The sequence below is a fragment of the Klebsiella sp. 2019SCSN059 genome (assembly GCF_021739525.1).
Lineage (GTDB): Bacteria > Pseudomonadota > Gammaproteobacteria > Enterobacterales > Enterobacteriaceae > Klebsiella > Klebsiella quasipneumoniae.
This window is the reverse complement of record NZ_JAKKOM010000041.1, coordinates 1-18,665: the sequence shown is the minus strand read 5'-3', so window position 1 is coordinate 18,665 and position 18,665 is coordinate 1. Positions and strand designations below refer to the sequence as shown.

The 18,665-nt window shown below is 54.4% G+C and carries 14 protein-coding genes; all 14 read left to right on the top strand.

Features of this window, described 5'->3' with window-relative positions; translation table 11 throughout:
- Window positions 1-12: 12 nt before the first annotated feature.
- The 14 genes from trbF to L2I46_RS25735 all read left to right on the top strand — a co-directional run bounded on the left by trbF (window position 13) and on the right by L2I46_RS25735 (window position 18,612).
- The gene (gene trbF, locus L2I46_RS25800; protein WP_013023828.1) at window positions 13-456 is read left to right on the top strand and encodes an F-type conjugal transfer protein TrbF; all 444 of its coding nucleotides are present in this window, start codon (window positions 13-15) and stop codon (window positions 454-456) included.
- Window positions 434-1,813, top strand: coding sequence for a conjugal transfer pilus assembly protein TraH (gene traH / locus L2I46_RS25795; protein ID WP_014343487.1), 1,380 nt, complete (start codon window positions 434-436; stop codon window positions 1,811-1,813). The genes trbF and traH overlap by 23 nt, the downstream gene beginning before the upstream one ends.
- Entirely contained in the window at window positions 1,813-4,662 is a 2,850-nt protein-coding gene (gene traG / locus L2I46_RS25790) for a conjugal transfer mating-pair stabilization protein TraG (protein ID WP_013609534.1), read from the top strand. Before traH ends, traG begins: the two co-directional genes overlap by 1 nt.
- A 2-nt stretch (window positions 4,663-4,664) precedes the next feature.
- A complete protein-coding gene (locus L2I46_RS25785; protein WP_014343486.1) occupies window positions 4,665-5,198 on the top strand; it encodes a conjugal transfer protein TraS in 534 nt (177 codons plus the stop codon).
- A gap of 185 nt (window positions 5,199-5,383) precedes the next feature.
- Window positions 5,384-6,115: a conjugal transfer complement resistance protein TraT gene (gene traT / locus L2I46_RS25780; RefSeq protein WP_013023830.1), complete on the top strand. Its 732-nt coding sequence runs from the start codon at window positions 5,384-5,386 to the stop codon at window positions 6,113-6,115.
- A 192-nt stretch (window positions 6,116-6,307) separates the two neighbouring features.
- A complete protein-coding gene (locus tag L2I46_RS25775; protein WP_013023831.1) occupies window positions 6,308-6,997 on the top strand; it encodes a hypothetical protein in 690 nt (229 codons plus the stop codon).
- 126 nt (window positions 6,998-7,123) lie between these two features.
- Window positions 7,124-9,436, top strand: coding sequence for a type IV conjugative transfer system coupling protein TraD (traD, locus tag L2I46_RS25770; protein WP_013023832.1), 2,313 nt, complete (start codon window positions 7,124-7,126; stop codon window positions 9,434-9,436).
- Window positions 9,436-14,697, top strand: a complete 5,262-nt coding sequence (gene traI / locus L2I46_RS25765) for a conjugative transfer relaxase/helicase TraI (RefSeq protein ID WP_047665818.1) — start codon at window positions 9,436-9,438, stop codon at window positions 14,695-14,697. Before traD ends, traI begins: the two co-directional genes overlap by 1 nt.
- Window positions 14,698-14,777: 80 nt before the next feature.
- Entirely contained in the window at window positions 14,778-15,503 is a 726-nt protein-coding gene (traX, locus tag L2I46_RS25760) for a type-F conjugative transfer system pilin acetylase TraX (protein ID WP_013023834.1), read from the top strand.
- Window positions 15,504-15,574: 71 nt separating this feature from the next.
- Window positions 15,575-16,168: a fertility inhibition protein FinO gene (locus tag L2I46_RS25755; RefSeq protein WP_013609537.1), complete on the top strand. Its 594-nt coding sequence runs from the start codon at window positions 15,575-15,577 to the stop codon at window positions 16,166-16,168.
- Between the two features lie 160 nt (window positions 16,169-16,328).
- Complete coding sequence (locus L2I46_RS25750; protein WP_013023836.1) at window positions 16,329-16,931, top strand: PIN domain-containing protein; 603 nt, start codon at window positions 16,329-16,331, stop codon at window positions 16,929-16,931.
- Window positions 16,932-16,980: 49 nt separating this feature from the next.
- On the top strand, window positions 16,981-17,625 hold the full coding sequence (locus tag L2I46_RS25745) for a hypothetical protein (protein ID WP_014343481.1): 645 nt from the start codon (window positions 16,981-16,983) through the stop codon (window positions 17,623-17,625).
- A 55-nt stretch (window positions 17,626-17,680) separates the two neighbouring features.
- Window positions 17,681-18,331 (top strand): DUF2726 domain-containing protein, encoded by a 651-nt coding sequence (locus tag L2I46_RS25740; RefSeq protein ID WP_014343480.1) that lies wholly within the window; start codon window positions 17,681-17,683, stop codon window positions 18,329-18,331.
- Window positions 18,328-18,612, top strand: a complete 285-nt coding sequence (locus L2I46_RS25735; protein ID WP_236948318.1) for a hypothetical protein — start codon at window positions 18,328-18,330, stop codon at window positions 18,610-18,612. The genes L2I46_RS25740 and L2I46_RS25735 overlap by 4 nt, the downstream gene beginning before the upstream one ends.
- Window positions 18,613-18,665: the final 53 nt, after the last annotated feature.

The following is an 18,665-nucleotide window of genomic DNA, read 5'->3' as shown; positions in this document are numbered from 1 at the left end:
AGGAAAATAGCCATGAACAAATATATACGTTCGACGGGACTGTATGCGTTTTTATTTCCAGCCAGTTTAAAGGACTCCGGGCAGACAGCAGCAGAAAGAATAGAACAACTGAAGCCGGAATTTATCCACCGGGAAAGGCGTCTGGAAATCTATCTGGAATTATTCATTGTGTTTCTCACTGCAGGTGCTCTGCTGTTATGGATAATGAGATTTTTATTTAATCTCTGCGTGGATGACTGGATAGCCAGCGGTGACCTGCGAGTAAAAGACCTGTGGAATATTATGATGTACGCCATCCCTTATGCGCTGATCGCTGTTGGGGTGGGGTTCTTTGTTGCCGGAGTGACATTAGCAATCCGCAATTTTTTCAGTTATCACCTTAAGACCCTTTTTATTCTGAGAAATGACAGAGTTAAAAAGAATGCTGTGCGTAATGGAGGACAGGATGCGAATTAAACTTCTGTCACTTTTCTGCGGTGCCGCGCTTGGCCTGTCATTTAGCGCCGCCGCCGACGTGAATGGCGACATGAATAACTTCTTCAATAAGCTCGGGTTTGCGTCCAATACCAGCCAGCCACAGGTCTGGCAGGGGCAGGCGGCGGGTTATGCCTCTGGCGGTTCGCTGTATGCCAGAACGCAGGTGAAAACGATCCAGCTGGTCAGCATGACCCTGCCGGATATTAACGCCGGCTGCGGCGGCATCGATGCGTACCTGGGGTCGTTCTCCTTTATCAACAGCGAGCAGCTGCAGCGCTTTGGCAAACAAATTATGTCCAACGCCGCGGGTTACTTCTTTGACCTTGCCCTGCAGACCACGGTTCCGGAGATCAAAACCGCAAAGGACTTCCTTCAAAAGATGGCCACTGACATGAACAGCATGAACCTCAGTTCCTGCCAGGCTGCTCAGGGAATTGTGGGTGGCCTGTTTCCTCGTACCCAGGTCGCTCAACAAAAGGTCTGCCAGGACATTGCCGGTGAAAGCAATATCTTTTCGGACTGGGCCGCCTCGCGCCAGGGTTGTACGGTGGGCGGCAAGATGGACAGCGTCCAGGATAAGGCCAGCGATAAAGACAAAGAACGTGTGATGAAGAACATTAACATCATGTGGAATGCCTTATCGAAGAACCGGCTCTTTGATGGCAATAAGGAGCTGAAAGAGTTTGTGATGACCCTGACCGGTACGCTGATTTTTGGTGAGAACAGTGAGATCACCCCGTTGCCGGCACGCACCACTGACCAGGATCTGATTAAAGCCATGATGGAGGGCGGCACAGCTAAAATCTACCACTGCAATGACTCGGATAAATGTCTCAAGGTCGTTGCTGATGCGACCGTAACCATCACCGCCAATAAGGCGCTCAAAAATCAGATTCGCGCTTTGTTGAGCAGTATCCAGAATAAAGCGGTGGCTGATGAAAAACTGACAGAGCAGGAGAAAGGGTTTATCTCCAGCACCACCATTCCGGTGTTCAAATACCTGGTCGATCCGCAGATGCTCGGGGTGTCTAACTCACTTATTTACCAGCTGACGGACTATATCGGCTACGACATCCTGCTGCAGTACATTCAGGAACTTATCCAGCAGGCCCGGGCGATGATCTCAACCGGTAATTATCCCCAGTCGACAATGGATATGATCATGGAAAATCTCAACCAGGCGAGTGTGCAGATTGCCGCTTTCCAGTCCCGTGTTCAGGTCCAGCAGGACGCCTTGCTTGTGGTTGACAGACAAATGAGTTACATGCGCCAGCAGGTCTCTGCCCGCATGATGACCCGCTACCAGAATAACTATCATTTTGGGGGGAATCTGTAATGCTTGAGATATATGCCATTGCTGGCGGCGACTGGTTACGGGGCAACCTGAACGCGATTGCGGCGTTTATGGGGACCAGCACATGGTCGACTATAGAAAAGATGTGTATCGCCATCTCGGTACTCATTGTGGCGGGGAACTGGGTAAAAAAACACAACGTAATGGACCTTATTGGCTGGGTCTTTTCCCTCACCCTGGTCTCTATGCTGGTTGTCATTCGTACCCCTGTGCAGATCATCGATTACAGTAACGTTGCGCAGGTCTATGAAGTCGATAATGTTCCTATTGGTCTTGCCATTCCTGCGTCGCTGACAACGAGGGTGGGAAACGCGCTTATCCAGAGTTATGAGATGGTCTTCGCGCTGCCGGACAGCGTCACGTACAGTAAAACGGGGATGTTATTTGGCAGTAATCTGGTCGCGAAAAGTACGGATTTTTTGTCACAAAATCCTCAGATTACGACGCTGTTTTCCGATTACGTACAAAACTGTGTGATGGGCGATATTTTCCTCAATCATAAGTACTCTTTTGAAGAATTACTGAATTCACCTGATCCGTATACCCTGATTTTTGCAAACCCAAGCCCACTGCGTGGCGTGTTTGATAAAAACAACCAGTTCCAGACATGCGAAGAGGCCTCACGGGATCTGAAATCGGCTCTTGCGCTTGATACTCAGACAGGCGGGAAAACCTGGAACTACTATGTTCGTCAGCTGTTTGGCGGCAAACCTAATCCCGATCTGCTTTTCAGCCAGATGATTGGCGACAGCTACAATTACTTCTACAGCTCGGGACAGAGCGCCGGGCAGATTATCCGCCAGAACGTCACGATGAACGCCCTGCGCAGTGGGATCCAGAGTTATGCGGCCCGCAGCGGGGACACCGCCAGTCTGGTCAATATGGCTAACACATCATCCCTTGAAAAGCAGCGGCTGGCACAGGCCACAATGGGGCACCAGGCGCTTCGCGCACTTCCACTGATGCAGACCGTCATTATGGGTTTAATGATTGGGATGTTCCCGATCATGGTGATGGCTGCCATGTTTAACATGATGACGCTGCAGGTGCTTAAAGGGTATGTGTTTGCGCTTATCTGGCTGCAGACGTGGCCATTACTGTTCGCCATCCTGAACAGCGCGATGGCCTACTATGCGAAGCAAAATGGCGTGCCGGTTGTTCTCTCTGAGTTGTCGCAGGTTCAGCTCAAAAACTCGGATATTGCGACCACCGCGGGTTATATTGCCGTGATGATACCGCCCTTGTCGTGGGGGATCGTGAAGAGCATGGGGGCCGCTTTCTCCAGTGCCTACAGCCATTTTTCTTCTTCGGGGCTCAGTGCAACATCGCAGGCGGCCTCCGGCGTGGTGGACGGGAATTACTCTTTCGCCAACATGCAGATGGAGAACGTCAGCGGCTACAGCTGGGGTACCAACAGTACAACCAGTTTCGGACAGATGTCGCGGCAGCTGGCGAATGGGGGTATGAGCACGCAGACGCGGGATGGATCGATGGTCTGGGACAGTGGTGGTGCAATGTCAAAACTGCCGGTGGATATCAACGTCGGTCGTCAGATAGCCAGTGCGCAGCAACAGATGGCCCGTGAGGCTGATGTCCAGGCCGAAAGCGCGCTGCATGGCTATAACAGCAGCGTGACAAGTGCCTGGAATAGTCTGCAGCAATTTGGCACCAATAAAGGGAACAGCACATCAACAACGACAGGGGCCGATACTACCGAGTCTTCGCAGGATTCGATGGCCAGAAGCAAGATGTGGAATGCGGTTGTTGCTAATGCGAAAGCCAACAACATCAGTAATGAGGAGTCTTTCCAGCAGTTGATGGATGATTCATCGAAAAGAACTCAATCATTTGATGCACATGTATCTGGTAAATGGAGTTCTGGGGATCAGCTGTTTGGCAAGTTAGGAAAGTGGGGCAGTGGTTTTTCTGCTGAAGTTGGTGGTAAAGGAAGTGCAGGCTGGGGACACAGCTCAGGTAATACAGATAACGTTGGAACTTCCGGTAGGGAATCGAATGACAGCCGACATGATACCAGCAGTCAGGCGGCCAAAGACTTTAAGGAAGCATCCGATTACTTTACCAGCCGCAAAACCACCACATCGGGCAATATTACCGATAATAATGCCAGCTCGCGTGTTGACCAGTTTGCCGCGTCACTCTCCAGTGCCAAAAACAGCTATGACCAGTATACAAGCAGCCGGACACGCAGCCATGAGTACAGTGAGATGGCATCACGCACAGAGAGCATGACTGGCCAGATGAACGAAAACCTGACTCAGCAGTTTGCGAACTTTGTTCAGCATCGTGCTCCACAGGATGCCGAAGCCATTCTGACCAATACCAGTTCTCCTGAAATTGCGGCGCAGCGTGAAGCCCTGGCGCGTGAATTCGTCAAAGAGCAGGTAGAACCCAGGGTTGATGCTGCGTATCAACAGGGGCGTGAAAGCATCGGACAGAATATGGCTGGGGTGTCAGGTGGTGGTGACAATGGTTCGGTAATGGCCGACTACGGACAAAATTCTCGTCGTATCGATGTTATGACACAAGATGCGGGTATTAAGGATAACGTGGGTCAGAAGGTGGATAGGATGATTACAGAGAATAAACAACAGCATCAGGAAACCCGCGAAAACATACAACGGCAAGGCGCAGAGGTGAAAAGTGAAAATGCTGAAATGGAAAAGAACCATAAAACTAAAGCAAATGAGTTTAAAGGTGATTATAATGAAAGAAAGAGTAAGGTAAATTCTTTACCTGGAGCTGACTCTCAGGCTGAGTTAGAGGAAAAAGCGGCGAAAACGCAAAAGGATTTTCTTGATGGGAAAAGATGAAAATGATGATGACCAATAAAATCCTCATTGAAGAAGTAGATGAGCTGAAAAATGTGTTTTCACGAGGTGAAATGGAGATACCATCTTTTTGGTCATGTCTATGGCCTGGAGTAATTGTTGCCGCCTGGAATATGATTTGCGCCCTAATTAGTGTAGGGGGCGGGTATTTGTCTGTTAAGTTCATATTTTGGGTGTTGGTGTTCCCCGGTGTTATAAGTCTTATTGTTCTGCTTGGTGTGGCAAGTGCGCGTTCACTTTTTTTATCTGTTCCCAGAACCTATAGAATGCGCTCGCAGGTATATCGGTTTATATCTAGAAAAGTTATGGTCTATGCACTTGTGTATATGGCTTTAATTCTAGCGCTTGCACTATTTAATAGAGTGTATTATGCCTCTCCATTTCCTTTTTCGTTCATGATTCTTATTGCGACGATTTTTGTATGGTTTGTTATGAATATTGATTTTGGACGATATCAACTTTCGGTACTCTCATCTGCGATAAACTCTTTCAGAGCAGAAAAGTTGGGGGGGGGATGATCCAGAGGCAACCTATCAATTATGGTGGTTTGTTAACAGCCTAAAAGTTTCCTTTGTTATTATTGGTTTCTTAGACTGTAATTAGTTTTCACATCTCGTTTAAAATTCGTATATAGTGAATGCGCATTCCGAAATCATAAGAGAATGTGTATTCACTCGTATTGATTATGTCACAAGGATTCAGGATGAAGCTTAATAAATTCATGGCTGTGATGGTCGTCAGCTCTGCTCTGGTGTTGTCTGGATGTAGTGCAATGGGAACCGCTATTAAAAAGAGAAATCTGGAAGTAAAAACCCAGATGAGCGAAACAATCTGGCTGGAACCTTCAAATAATAAGACGGTTTATCTGCAAATCAAAAATACCTCCGATAAGGATATGAGTGGCCTGCAGGCAAAAATTGCCAGCGCTGTCACTTCAAAGGGATATCAGGTCGTCAGTAACCCCGATACGGCGGGCTACTGGATCCAGGCGAATGTGCTCAAGGCCGATAAAATGGACCTTCGTGAGTCTCAGGGCTGGTTAAGCCGGGGTTATGAGGGCGCTGTGACTGGCGCCGCTCTTGGGGCGGGGATTACCGCTTACAACTCCAGTTCCGCGGGAGCAACCCTGGGAGTAGGGCTTGCAGCCGGTCTGGTCGGAATGGCGGCTGACGCGATGGTGGAAGATGTGAACTACACCATGATCACCGATGTTCAGATCGCGGAAAGAACCAAAACACAGGTTCAGACTGATAACGTGGCCGTATTACGTCAGGGAACATCCGGAGCAAAAGTGCAGACAAGTACTGAAACGGGTAATCAGCATAAATACCAGACTCGCGTCGTCTCTAACGCGAATAAAGTTAACCTCAAGTTCCCTGAAGCCCAGCCTGTTCTTGAAGACCAGCTGGCAAAATCGATCGCTAATATCCTGTAAACGTTCTATTCCACGGCCCGGGTACTCCGGGCCAGACTGGCATCACCTTTCCGGCGTGTCAGAATTCATTCGTCAAATAATCAGTTAATTCCACATCTAAACGGTGAACAGTTGCGCAATTTATTTGTGCATCTGTGAGGCGTTGCCGCCTTCGGCGGAGTCTTTTCGTCTTTATTTGAACAGAGGTTATTTATGACAATATCTGTGCCTGTCAGGTCTCTTGATACACATGAACTGATGCCTGGCGATATTTACCCACATCCTGCAGCGGGGGGAATTGATTCCCTGTCACATCGCGAGGTCTGTTCTCTCTTCAGTGACCACATCATGTATATCTGCAGCGCGTTAGTTATTCTTCTGCTTGTTTTCATCGCAGGTGTCTTTTTCCGAAAAATAATGACGTCTTCCGTGGAGCGTAAGCGAAACACGGCGTCAGTTATTTCCGATGCAAAGCCAGAAGTACAGAGCAAACCGGAATACTTCCATCTTTCCATATGTGTGGAAGGCCCGGCCAGCACGGATGACTCCGCCTTGTCCTCTCTTGCCTCCCGTGTTGTCCGCGAAGCAGAAAATCTGTATATCCCCGGCGTCAATCGCCGCGACAGCGCTGACGACGTGTTTGCCTGGTCCGTGCAGACTCAGTTTCCTTCTGACAGGCTCTTCGGCACACGGATTTTCCCGTCAACCGGCTGGTTTGAACGTCCGGATATGATTAAACATCCGGTGAAATGCTACTGCGTCTGCCTGCAGTACACGACTGAAACATTGCCATCCACACTGTATGCCCTGGTCGATGAGGCCGGACGGCAGGTGGCGAAGTCGTATATTAAAGGCGGGCACTGCCCTGGCTCAGAGGGCTATACCTTCTGCATAACCTCTTAATAGAAGTCAGTATCCGGCCTGGCCATCAATGGATCCGGGCATGACTGTAATCCTGTTTTGTGCCGGTGTATTTCCGCTGATTAATTTGTCCTTCCGACCCTAATACTTTACTGACGGATTAGTGCCATGAGTTTCAATGCCAAAGATATGACGCAGGGCGGTCAGATCGCCAATATGCGCTTTCGCATGTTTGGTCAGATTGCCAATATTATTTTCTACGTGCTGTTTATTTTATTCTGGGTGCTGTGCGGGCTGATGCTGATGTATCGGCTCAGCTGGCAAACCTTTGTGAACGGCTGCGTATACTGGTGGTGTACGACGCTGGGTCCGATGCGCGATATTATTCGTTCCCAGCCGGTATACACCATTCAGTATTACGGCCAGTCGCTGGAATATACCTCAGAACAAATCCTGGCCGATAAATATACTATCTGGTGCGGAGAGCAGCTGTGGACCAGTTTCGTCTTTGCAGCCGTGGTTTCTCTTGTTATCTGTATCGTGACGTTCTTCATCGCCAGTTGGGTGCTGGGCCGCCAGGGGAAACAGCAGAGTGAGGATGAGAATACCGGCGGGCGCCAGCTTTCCGATAAGCCCAAAGAAGTGGCCCGCCAGATGAAGCGTGATGGTATGGCCTCCGATATTAAAATTGGCGATCTGCCTATTCTTAAAAACTCCGAAATCCAGAACTTCTGCCTCCACGGTACCGTGGGTTCCGGTAAATCAGAAGTAATCCGCCGGCTACTGAATTATGTTCGTGCCCGGGGCGATATGGCCATCATTTACGATCGCTCCTGTGAGTTCGTCAAAAGCTATTACGACCCGTCACTGGATAAAATCCTCAACCCGCTGGACTCGCGCTGCGCGGCCTGGGATTTGTGGAAAGAGTGCCTGACGCTGCCGGACTTCGACAACATCTCCAACACTCTTATCCCGATGGGCACCAAAGAAGACCCGTTCTGGCAGGGCTCCGGTCGCACTATCTTTGCCGAAGGCGCGTACCTGATGCGTGAAGACAAGGATCGCAGCTACGAGAAGCTGGTTGATACCATGCTGTCCATTAAAATCGACAAGCTGCGCGCCTATCTGCAGAACACGCCGGCAGCGAACCTGGTTGAAGAGAAAATTGAGAAAACGGCCATCTCCATTCGTGCCGTGCTGACCAACTACGTCAAGGCTATTCGCTACCTGCAGGGCATCGAGAAGAACGGGGAGCCGTTCACTATCAGGGACTGGATGCGCGGTGTCCGTGAGGACCGACCCAATGGCTGGCTGTTTATCTCCTCCAACGCTGACACCCATGCTTCCCTGAAGCCGGTTATCTCGATGTGGCTGTCAATTGCTATCCGCGGCCTGCTGGCGATGGGGGAGAACCGTAACCGGCGCGTGTGGATTTTCGCCGACGAGCTCCCCACGCTGCACAAGCTGCCGGACCTGGTCGAAATCCTCCCGGAGGCGCGTAAATTTGGTGGTTGTTATGTGTTCGGTATTCAGTCCTATGCCCAGCTGGAAGATATCTATGGCGTCAAGCCTGCCGCCACGCTCTTTGACGTGATGAACACCCGAGCCTTCTTCCGCTCCCCGAGTAAAGAGATTGCGGAGTTTGCTGCCGGTGAAATTGGCGAGAAGGAAATCCTCAAGGCCAGCGAGCAGTACTCCTACGGTGCTGACCCGGTGCGTGATGGTGTATCGACCGGGAAAGAAAAAGAGCGGGAAACGCTGGTCAGTTACTCCGATATTCAGACGCTGCCTGACCTGTCCTGCTATGTCACGCTGCCCGGGCCGTATCCGGCCGTGAAACTGGCCCTCAAATACAAACCGCGTCCGAAAATTGCCGAGGGATTTATTCCTCGCACTCTCGATGCGCGGGTGGATGCGCGGCTCAGTGCGTTGCTTGAAGCGCGGGAAGCTGAAGGCAGTCTTGCCAGGGCACTTTTCACGCCGGATGCGCCGGCATCCGGGCCCGCTGATACAAACAGTCACGCCGGTGAACAACCTGAGCCGGTCAGTCAGCCTGCGCCAGCAGACATGACAGTATCTCCGGCACCGGTAAAAGCGCCGCCGACAACGAAGATGCCGGCAGAGGAACCTTCCGTCAGAGCAACGGAGCCTTCCGTCCTGCGGCTCACGACCGTACCGTTGATCAAGCCAAAAGCAGCCGCTGCTGCCGCTGCAGCCGCAACAGCATCCTCTGCCGGTACCCCTGCTGCAGCTGCAGGCGGGACAGAACAGGAGCTGGCGCAGCAGTCTGCGGAACAGGGACAGGACATGCTGCCGGCCGGCATGAACGAGGACGGTGTCATCGAGGACATGCAGGCGTATGACGCCTGGCTGGCAGATGAGCAGACACAGCGGGATATGCAGCGGCGTGAGGAAGTCAATATCAACCACAGCCACCGCCACGATGAACAGGATTATGTCGAGATTGGGGGGAACTTCTGATGATGTCGATTGGCTCCGTTAAATCGGCGGGCAGTGCCGGTAATTACTATACGGATAAGGATAATTACTACGTCATAGGGAGCATGGACGAACGCTGGCAGGGTAAGGGGGCTGAGGCGCTGGGGATCGACGGGAAAGCCGTGGATAAGGCGCTGTTTACGGAACTGCTGAAAGGGAAGCTGCCGGATGGCAGCGACCTGACCCGGATACAGGACGGCGCCAACAAGCACCGGCCCGGTTATGACCTGACCTTCTCGGCCCCCAAAAGCGTGTCGGTCATGGCGATGCTGGGCGGCGATAAACGCCTTATCGATGCCCACAACCAGGCGGTAACCGAAGCGGTGCGGCAACTGGAGACGCTGGCCGCGACCCGGGTCATGACGGACGGTAAAAGCGAAACGGTGCTGACCGGAAATCTGATTGTGGCGAAATTCAACCACGACACGAACCGTAACCAGGAACCTCAGATACACACCCATGCCGTCGTCATTAACGCCACGCAGAACGGGGACAAATGGCAGTCTCTCGGCACAGATAAGATCGGTAAAACAGGTTTTATCGAGAACGTGTACGCGAACCAGATAGCGTTCGGGAAGCTTTACCGGGAGGCGTTCAAACCCCTGGTTGAGAAGCTTGGCTATGAGACGGAAGTTGTGGGCAAACACGGGATGTGGGAGATGAAAGGGGTCCCTGTGGAACCGTTCTCCACCCGGTCTCAGGAGGTCAGGGAGGCCGCAGGGCCCGATGCCTCCCTGAAGTCCCGGGATGTGGCCGCGCTCGATACCCGCAAGTCGAAAGACGCCATCGATCCGGCAGAGAAGATGGTGGAGTGGATGAACACGCTGAAGGAGACCGGGTTTGACATCCGGGGGTACCGTGAGGCCGCCGATGCGCGAGCCGCAGAGCTGGCCCGTGCACCTGCCGCGCCGGTGAACACTGACGGTCCGGATATCACGGATGTGGTGACGAAAGCGATTGCCGGTCTCAGCGACCGCAAGGTGCAGTTCACGTATGCCGACCTGCTGGCACGCACGGTCGGCCAGCTGGAGGCGAAGGACGGTGTGTTTGAGCTGGCGAGAAAGGGCATCGATGCCGCCATTGAACGGGAGCAGCTTATCCCTCTCGATCGCGAGAAAGGCCTGTTCACCTCAAACATCCACGTTCTCGATGAACTCGCCGTCAAAGCCCTTAGTCAGGAGGTGCAGCGCCAGAATCATGTCTCCGTCACGCCTGATGCGTTTGTGGTGCGCCAGGTCCCTTTCAGCGATGCCGTCAGTGTGCTGGCGCAGGATCGCCCGGTAATGGGTATCGTTTCCGGTCAGGGCGGTGCCACCGGCCAGCGGGAGCGGGTGGCCGAGTTAACCCTGATGGCCCGGGAGCAGGGGCGTGACGTCCATATCCTGGCGGCCGATAACCGCTCACGTGATTTTCTCGCCGGTGATGTGCGTCTGGCCGGGGAAACGGTGACCGGTAAATCCGCCCTGCAGGACGGGACGGCGTTTATTCCGGGCGGAACACTCATCGTGGATCAGGCGGAGAAGCTGAGCCTGAAGGAAACGATTTCCCTGCTCGATGGTGCGATGCGCCATAACGTGCAGGTCCTGCTCTCCGACAGCGGGAAGCGCAGCGGGACCGGCAGCGCGCTGACGGTGCTGAAGGACAGCGGCGTGAATACGTATCGCTGGCAGGGTGGCCATCAGACCACAGCCGACATCATCAGTGAACCGGATAAAGGAGCACGCTACAGCCGGCTGGCACAGGAGTTTGCCGTCAGCGTGCGTGAAGGGCAGGAAAGCGTGGCCCAAATCAGCGGGACGCGTGAACAGAGCGTACTCAACGGCCTTATCCGTGACTCCCTCAGACAGGAGGGGGTGCTGGGTGAGAAAGACACGACCATTACAGCCCTGACGCCGGTGTGGCTGGACAGCAAAAGCCGGGGCGTGCGGGATTATTACCGGGAGGGGATGGTGATGGAACGCTGGGATCCGGAGACCCGGACGCACGATCGCTTTGTCATTGACCGGGTGACCGGGAGCAGCAATATGCTGACCCTGAAAGACCGGGAAGGGGTCCGTCTGGATCTGAAGGTTTCCGCGGTCGACAGCCAGTGGACGCTGTTCCGGGCAGATACACTGCCGGTGGCAGAGGGGGAACGTCTGGCGGTGCTCGGGAAGATACCGGACACACGCCTGAAGGGCGGGGAAAGCATCACGGTGATGAAAGTGGAGGACGGGCAGCTGACGGTACAGCGGCCGGGGCAGAAAACCACGCAGACCCTGGCCATGGGCGCGGGCGTGTTTGACGGTATTAAAATCGGCCACGGCTGGGTGGAAAGTCCCGGCAGGTCGGTTAGCGAGACGGCAACGGTCTTTGCGTCGGTGACGCAGCGTGAGCTGGATAACGCCACCCTCAACCAGCTGGCGCAGAGCGGAAGTCATCTCCGGCTGTACTCGGCGCAGGATGCGGCGCGCACGACGGAGAAGCTGTCGCGGCATACCGCCTTCAGCGTGGTCTCAGAGCAGCTGAAGACCCGATCCGGCGAGACGGACCTGGATGCGGCCATTGCGCAGCAGAAGGCCGGACTGCGTACCCCGGCAGAACAGGCCATTCACCTGGCCATCCCGCTGCTTGAAAGTGAGAAACTGACCTTCTCCCGGCCCCAGCTGCTGGCGACGGCGCTGGAAACCGGGGGCGGGAAGGTTTCGATGGCGGACATCGACACGACCATCCAGGCACAAATCAGGTCGGGGCAGTTGCTGAATGTACCGGTGGCGCACGGCTACGGCAATGACCTGCTGATTTCCCGTCAGACCTGGGACGCCGAAAAAAGCATCCTGACCCACGTGCTGGAAGGTAAAGACGCGGTGGCCCCCCTGATGGACCGCGTGCCGGCCAGTCTGATGACGGACCTGACCGCCGGACAGCGGGCGGCGACCCGGATGATTCTGGAAAGCACGGACCGGTTCACGGTGGTTCAGGGGTATGCCGGGGTGGGGAAAACCACCCAGCTCCGGGCAGTCATGAGTGCCATCAGTCTGCTGCCGGAAGAGACCCGTCCGCGCGTCATCGGTCTGGCGCCGACGCATCGCGCGGTCGGGGAAATGCAGAGTGCTGGCGTGGATGCGCGCACGACGGCATCGTTCCTCCACGACACGCAGCTGCTACAGCGCAATGGCCAGACACCCGATTTCAGCAACACCCTGTTCCTGCTCGACGAGAGCTCAATGGTGGGGCTGGCCGATATGGCAAAAGCCCACTCCCTCATCGTCGCCGGCGGTGGGCGGGCGGTGTCCAGTGGGGATAACGACCAGCTGCAGCCCATCGCGCCGGGCCAGCCGTTCAGGCTGACGCAGCAGCGCAGCGCCGCCGACGTTGCCATCATGAAAGAGATTGTACGCCAGATGCCTGAGCTGCGACCGGCGGTCTACAGCCTGATTGAGCGGGATGTGCACCGCGCCCTGACCACCATCGAGCAGGTCACGCCGGAGCAGGTGCCGAGAAAAGAAGGCGCCTGGGCGCCGGGCAGTTCTGTGGTGGAATTCACGCCAAAGCAGGAAAAGGCGATAGAAAAGGCGCTGAGCGAGGGGAAAACCCTGCCGGAAGGTCAGCCCGCGACGCTCTACGAGGCGCTGGTGAAGGACTATACCGGACGGACCCCGGAGGCACAGTCGCAGACGCTGGTGATCACCCATCTGAATAAGGACCGGCGGGCGCTGAACAGTCTGATCCATGACGCACGGCGGGAGAACGGGGAAACCGGCAAAGAGGAAATCACCCTGCCGGTGCTGGTCACGAGTAACATCCGTGACGGTGAACTGCGCAAACTGTCGACCTGGACGGCTCACAAGGAGGCGGTGGCGCTGGTTGATAACGTATACCACCGTATCAGCAAGGTGGATAAGGCTAATCAGCTGATCACCCTGACAGACAGTGAAGGAAAGGAGCGATATATCTCACCCCGGGAGGCATCGGCAGAAGGCGTCACGCTCTATCGTCAGGAAAAGATAACCGTGTCTCAGGGGGACCGAATGCGCTTCAGCAAAAGTGACCTGGAGCGCGGCTATGTGGCCAACAGTATCTGGGAGGTGCAGTCTGTTTCGGGTGACAGTGTCACGCTATCTGATGGCAAACTCACCCGTACGCTGACCCCGAAGGCGGATCAGGCGCAGCAGCATATCGACCTCGCCTACGCCATTACGGCCCACGGCGCCCAGGGGGCCAGCGAACCGTATGCCATCGCGCTGGAAGGGGTGGCCGGTGGTCGGGAACAGATGGCCAGCTTTGAGTCTGCCTATGTGGCGTTATCCCGCATGAAACAGCATGTTCAGGTCTACACCGACAACCGTGAGGGCTGGATAAAGGCCATCAAGCATTCACCTGAGAAAGCGACGGCGCACGATATTCTTGAACCCCGTAACGACCGGGCGGTGAAAACAGCCGATCTGCTGTTCGGGCGGGCAAGGCCACTGGATGAAACCGCCGCGGGCCGGGCAGCCCTGCAGCAGTCCGGTCTGGCACAGGGAAGTTCACCAGGAAAATTCATTTCTCCGGGGAAAAAGTACCCTCAGCCGCATGTGGCGCTGCCGGCATTTGATAAAAACGGGAAAGCCGCCGGTATCTGGCTCAGCCCGCTGACCGATCGGGACGGACGGCTGGAGGCTATCGGCGGAGAGGGACGAATTATGGGCAATGAAGACGCCCGGTTCGTGGCGCTGCAGAACAGCCGCAACGGAGAAAGCCTGCTGGCCGGGAATATGGGGGAGGGCGTCAGAATGGCCCGCGACAATCCCGATACGGGGGTGGTGGTGCGGCTGGCCGGTGATGACCGCCCCTGGAACCCCGGGGCCATGACCGGTGGGCGGGTATGGGCTGAACCGGCGCCGGTGGCTCCGGTACCGCAGGCCGGGGCTGACATTATCCTCCCGCCAGAGGTACTGGCACAGCGGGCGGCAGAAGAACAGCAGCGCCGGGAAATGGAAAAACAGGCGGAACAGACTGCCCGGGAAGTGGCCGGGGAGGCGCGTAAAGCCGGCGAGCCGGCGGACCGGGTGAAAGAGGTTATCGGGGACGTCATTCGCGGACTGGAGCGTGACCGGCCGGGTACGGAGAAAACGACGCTACCGGATGATCCTCAGTTCCGGCGCCAGGAGGAGGCGATTCAGCAGGTGGCCTCAGAACGTCTGCAGCGTGAGCGTCTGCAGGCTGTGGAGCGGGACATGGTTCGTGACCTTAACCGCGAGAAAACACTCGGGGGCGACTGACGCGCCTGCGGCTTGTCTGCTCCGGCAGCCTCCCCGATTGAAATCGGGCAGTCTGCCGGAGCGCTAAAAGGAAAAAAAACATGAGAGCACAACACACATTTCCAGGCGCGACAGACAGCTGGCTTCAGCGCCTGCTGACCTGGACACCGGGACAAACGGATATGATTAAAACGGTCGCACTGGTACTGATGGTGACTGACCACACCGGCTTACTGCTGGCCGGAAACAATGAAGTGATGCGCCTGCTGGGACGTGGTTGTTTTCCGCTGTTCGGTCTGGCATGGGGAATGAATCTGGCACGGCACGCGGAAATACGCCAGTCTCAACTGAACAGCCTGTGGGGCTGGGCGCTGGTCGCCCAGGTGTCGTTTATGCTCATCGGGTACCCGTGGTATACCGGGAATATTCTGTTTGCCTTTGCCGTTACGGGCCAGGTCCTGCGGTGGGTCAGCCAGCCGTCCTGGTATTACACCCTCCCGGCGGCTGGACTGCTGGTCACCTGGATACCCCTGTCAACCGGCAGCTACGGCATGGCCGGAGTGGGCATGCTCACCGCCAGCTGGCTGCTTTGTCGCGCACAGCATGCACCGGAACGGCTGGGATACGGGGTGTTGTGGGCCCTCATGGTGTTGCTGATGAATATGCATGACGTGAGTGAATCAGTGGCCGGACTGGCGATTGCGCTGCTGACGCTGATGGTGTGCTCATCTGCCGGAGAACGTGTGAAACGCTTCTGGCCGCGGCAGTTCTTCGTGATGTTCTATGCCGTGCACCTGGCGGTACTGGGTATTGTCGTCTCAATGTGAACGCAGGAGCAGGAAAGGGTGATACCGTTCAGGTATAGTAGCTCTTATTAACTGAACGATAGGCAATTGTTATGGCAGAAGAAAAACGCCCTGTACTGAGCCTGAAACGAAAACCGGCGGAGAACAGCACGGCCCCCGCAGAGGCAACCCCTGCTCCTGGTGTGGTGCGCCGAAAGAAGGTCGTGGTGGTCTCGTCCCCGCCGGCCTGGAAGGCAAAGAAAGCGAAACTTGAGAAGGCTAAACAAGCGGCCGAAGCCGACGCGCGCAACGCTGCGCCGGCGCCGGATAAAGCGGTAAAGACGCCACCTCCGGTGCGTTATCTTCGCCTGCTGCCGCCGGAACAGGCCATCATGACCCTGAAGGCATTCTGGCCACAGCTGTTCGACGGAAACTCACCCCGTCTGCTGGCGAGGGGAATGCGCGAGCAGCTGTTTGCCGACATTGTGAACCGCGACCTGCCGCTGTCGCATAAACAGGTCATTAAGTGCCTGAAGAGTCTGACCCGGTCTGCGGACTATCTGTCCCGGATGAAGGTGGGGGCCTCCCGCTATGATCTGCAGGGGAATGCCGTTGCGACCGTCACTGCAGAGGAAGCGCAGTACGCCAGTGAGCGCATGATGAAGGAGCTGCTGCGAGCTGAACGAAAGATGAGTCAGACCCTTTAATTATATTTACCCATTCCTGATAATTATACCTGGGAATCCTCAGCTAATAGATGTAACGAAAATTAGCTGAGGGTATGCCTGAAATAGCAACAGGTATTCATTTTATATTTGCCGCATTACAGGCTGCGGCATCATAACTGTCCGTGCAGACAGATTCTGGATGACGATGACTGAAAAAATTATTGCTCTCGTAGATTATGAAAATATTGGTACACTTGAAAATGTCCGTCTGTCCCGTTATGAACGCCTTATTTTATTTACCGGGCCTCAGCAGGAGTTTATACGTTTTCCAGCTGTAACGTATGCAGGTGATATATCGGTAAGCGTATTCCAGGTTTCGAATGTGTCAAAAAATAATGTGGACTTCCATCTGGTGTTTGAGCTGGGAAGACTTAGCGCGACTGCACCGGAAGAGACGATATTTCATATTATCTCGAATGATAAAGGCTATGATGGCGTCATTGCCGAGCTATGCAGGGCGGGGAGACGATGTTGCCGTATATCATCGCCTTGCTCTGCAGAGAAACCGAAGGCGGCACCTATGGTAATCAGTAACGATGAAGTGCTGCACCTGACCGATAAAGTCCAGTCATTAAGTAAAAAATCTGCAGGGAACCGCCCGGCGAATACTTCATCCCTGATGAATTATATTAAATCCCTGTCCGGTAATACAAAAGGCATGGCGCTTTATGGTCGCGTTAAAGAGGAATTAATCAGGCGTGGTGTGATTGCGGTGTATGAGAAAACAGTGGTCTGGCGATAATGAAATTAAGACGGCTGTGAATGTTATTTTTATCTAAAAAGGAATCAATATGTTCAGATATTTCATTCTGCGCCCTGAGCAGCAGTTATTCTGTTATTTATACGGCTGCGCGCTGGCACTGGTTCAGATGGTTTTATTTTCTCCTGTATCCCGGGCAAGCGGATTTTATCTGGTTGCGTTATCTGTCGCGCTGTTCTGGGCCGGTCTGGCCCTGTACACCCGGCACATCGACCGGATGAGAAAGCCAGAGGTCTCACCGCTGGTCAGTATTCGCGACGGTATTCAGGTGGTGGCCGAGGTGCCGCGCTATGAAAAGGCCCGGCTGGAATGGGAAATCCTCCGGGATGATGAGGTGTTTCGCCAGCAAAGGTGTGAGCTTACAGGCCTGACCGGACGGGTTATCAGCCGGGGGCTGTTGTATACGCCGGCGGTGATGCTGGTCGGTATCGGTATTCTCGCCTGGGGTTCCCCACAGGATGCCATCCGGCTGATTAATGCTCTTCGTAATATGCCTGCTGCGGAACTGGTGCATCAGATTGGTTTTGTCCTGTGCCACTTCCTGCAGATTAGCGTCATATCAGTTCTGATTGCTGATGTTGTAGCCGGGAGAGGACTGCCGAATGTATTTCGCCGCGCGTTGCTCGACAGGCTGCCGGCAGAGTTCTGCCTTATCAGAAGAGGGACAGAAAGATGAGGAAGACGACAGGAAAACGCATCGGGAAAGAAAGGAACATCAGGGAATAAAATACATGGCAAAGATATTAATGATGGCGGGCAGTACCGTTGTTGTGCTGAGTTTGCTGGGATTTCTGGTGCTGCTTCTGAAAGGACGCGCAGTAACGAAGACTTCCCCGGTTCTGAGGTCACTGAAAGCCCTGGGTATTCGCCCCTCAGAGGCTGAGCAACGGTTGTGTCGCCAGCGGGTCTGGGTGGGTAATGACACACTGATGACGCCACGGGAACAACATTTTTTCCGGGCATTGCTGAGGCATACCAGCCGAACACGCTGGCTGTTGTGTCCTCAGGTCCGGGTGGCAGATATTGCCACACTCTCTCCCCATATCCGGCCACGATCCCGGACCTGGTGGCAACTCTTCCGGATGGCATCACAGTGGCACTGCGATGTGGTCATCGTTGACATCCATACCTTCGCTATCATCGGCGCAGTTGAACTGGATGATGCCTCACACCAGAAAAAACACCGTATCCGGCGCGATATTCTGCTGGAAGAGGTTCTGAGGCAGGCCGGCATTCCACTACTACGCGATCGGGATTCGGAGAGTCTGGTAAGAAAGGTCGTAGAGTTTCTGAAATACCGGGAAGCCGGTGCTGAAGAAAAATCCATAACCGTTATGAAATCAACGACAAAGCATAGCGAACACAAGGAGAAAGAAAAATGATTATCGCCGCTGAAGTGAAACGTGATGAACAGGGGTACTGGACACATCCTGCGCTGGTACGAAGTGGCTGTGAAACTTCCGCAGAATTAAGTTACTGGCTCAGAACCCATAAACTCCAGTGCTTTGTGATGACAATGCGCGATGAAGCGCCTGAAGCTTTCGCTGCCGGATTTACGGATGAAGCCCCGGATGCCCGTGGCTGGATACCGGAGCCACCGGATGATGATGGCTGGTTTCTGGGATCTGTCCACGATACCGAGCCTGTACACCATTCTGTGTAAATGCCTTTTCTCAGAAGTGACCGTCGAGGCGGTCACCGAACTCGATGATAAAA

Coding starts and splice junctions, on each gene's coding strand:
- trbF (WP_013023828.1), top strand. CDS start 13: ATGAACAAATATATACGTTCGACGGGACTGTATGCGTTTTTATTTCCA.
- traH (WP_014343487.1), top strand. CDS start 434: ATGGAGGACAGGATGCGAATTAAACTTCTGTCACTTTTCTGCGGTGCC.
- traG (WP_013609534.1), top strand. CDS start 1,813: ATGCTTGAGATATATGCCATTGCTGGCGGCGACTGGTTACGGGGCAAC.
- L2I46_RS25785 (WP_014343486.1), top strand. CDS start 4,665: ATGATGATGACCAATAAAATCCTCATTGAAGAAGTAGATGAGCTGAAA.
- traT (WP_013023830.1), top strand. CDS start 5,384: ATGAAGCTTAATAAATTCATGGCTGTGATGGTCGTCAGCTCTGCTCTG.
- L2I46_RS25775 (WP_013023831.1), top strand. CDS start 6,308: ATGACAATATCTGTGCCTGTCAGGTCTCTTGATACACATGAACTGATG.
- traD (WP_013023832.1), top strand. CDS start 7,124: ATGAGTTTCAATGCCAAAGATATGACGCAGGGCGGTCAGATCGCCAAT.
- traI (WP_047665818.1), top strand. CDS start 9,436: ATGATGTCGATTGGCTCCGTTAAATCGGCGGGCAGTGCCGGTAATTAC.
- traX (WP_013023834.1), top strand. CDS start 14,778: ATGAGAGCACAACACACATTTCCAGGCGCGACAGACAGCTGGCTTCAG.
- L2I46_RS25755 (WP_013609537.1), top strand. CDS start 15,575: ATGGCAGAAGAAAAACGCCCTGTACTGAGCCTGAAACGAAAACCGGCG.
- L2I46_RS25750 (WP_013023836.1), top strand. CDS start 16,329: ATGACGATGACTGAAAAAATTATTGCTCTCGTAGATTATGAAAATATT.
- L2I46_RS25745 (WP_014343481.1), top strand. CDS start 16,981: ATGTTCAGATATTTCATTCTGCGCCCTGAGCAGCAGTTATTCTGTTAT.
- L2I46_RS25740 (WP_014343480.1), top strand. CDS start 17,681: ATGGCAAAGATATTAATGATGGCGGGCAGTACCGTTGTTGTGCTGAGT.
- L2I46_RS25735 (WP_236948318.1), top strand. CDS start 18,328: ATGATTATCGCCGCTGAAGTGAAACGTGATGAACAGGGGTACTGGACA.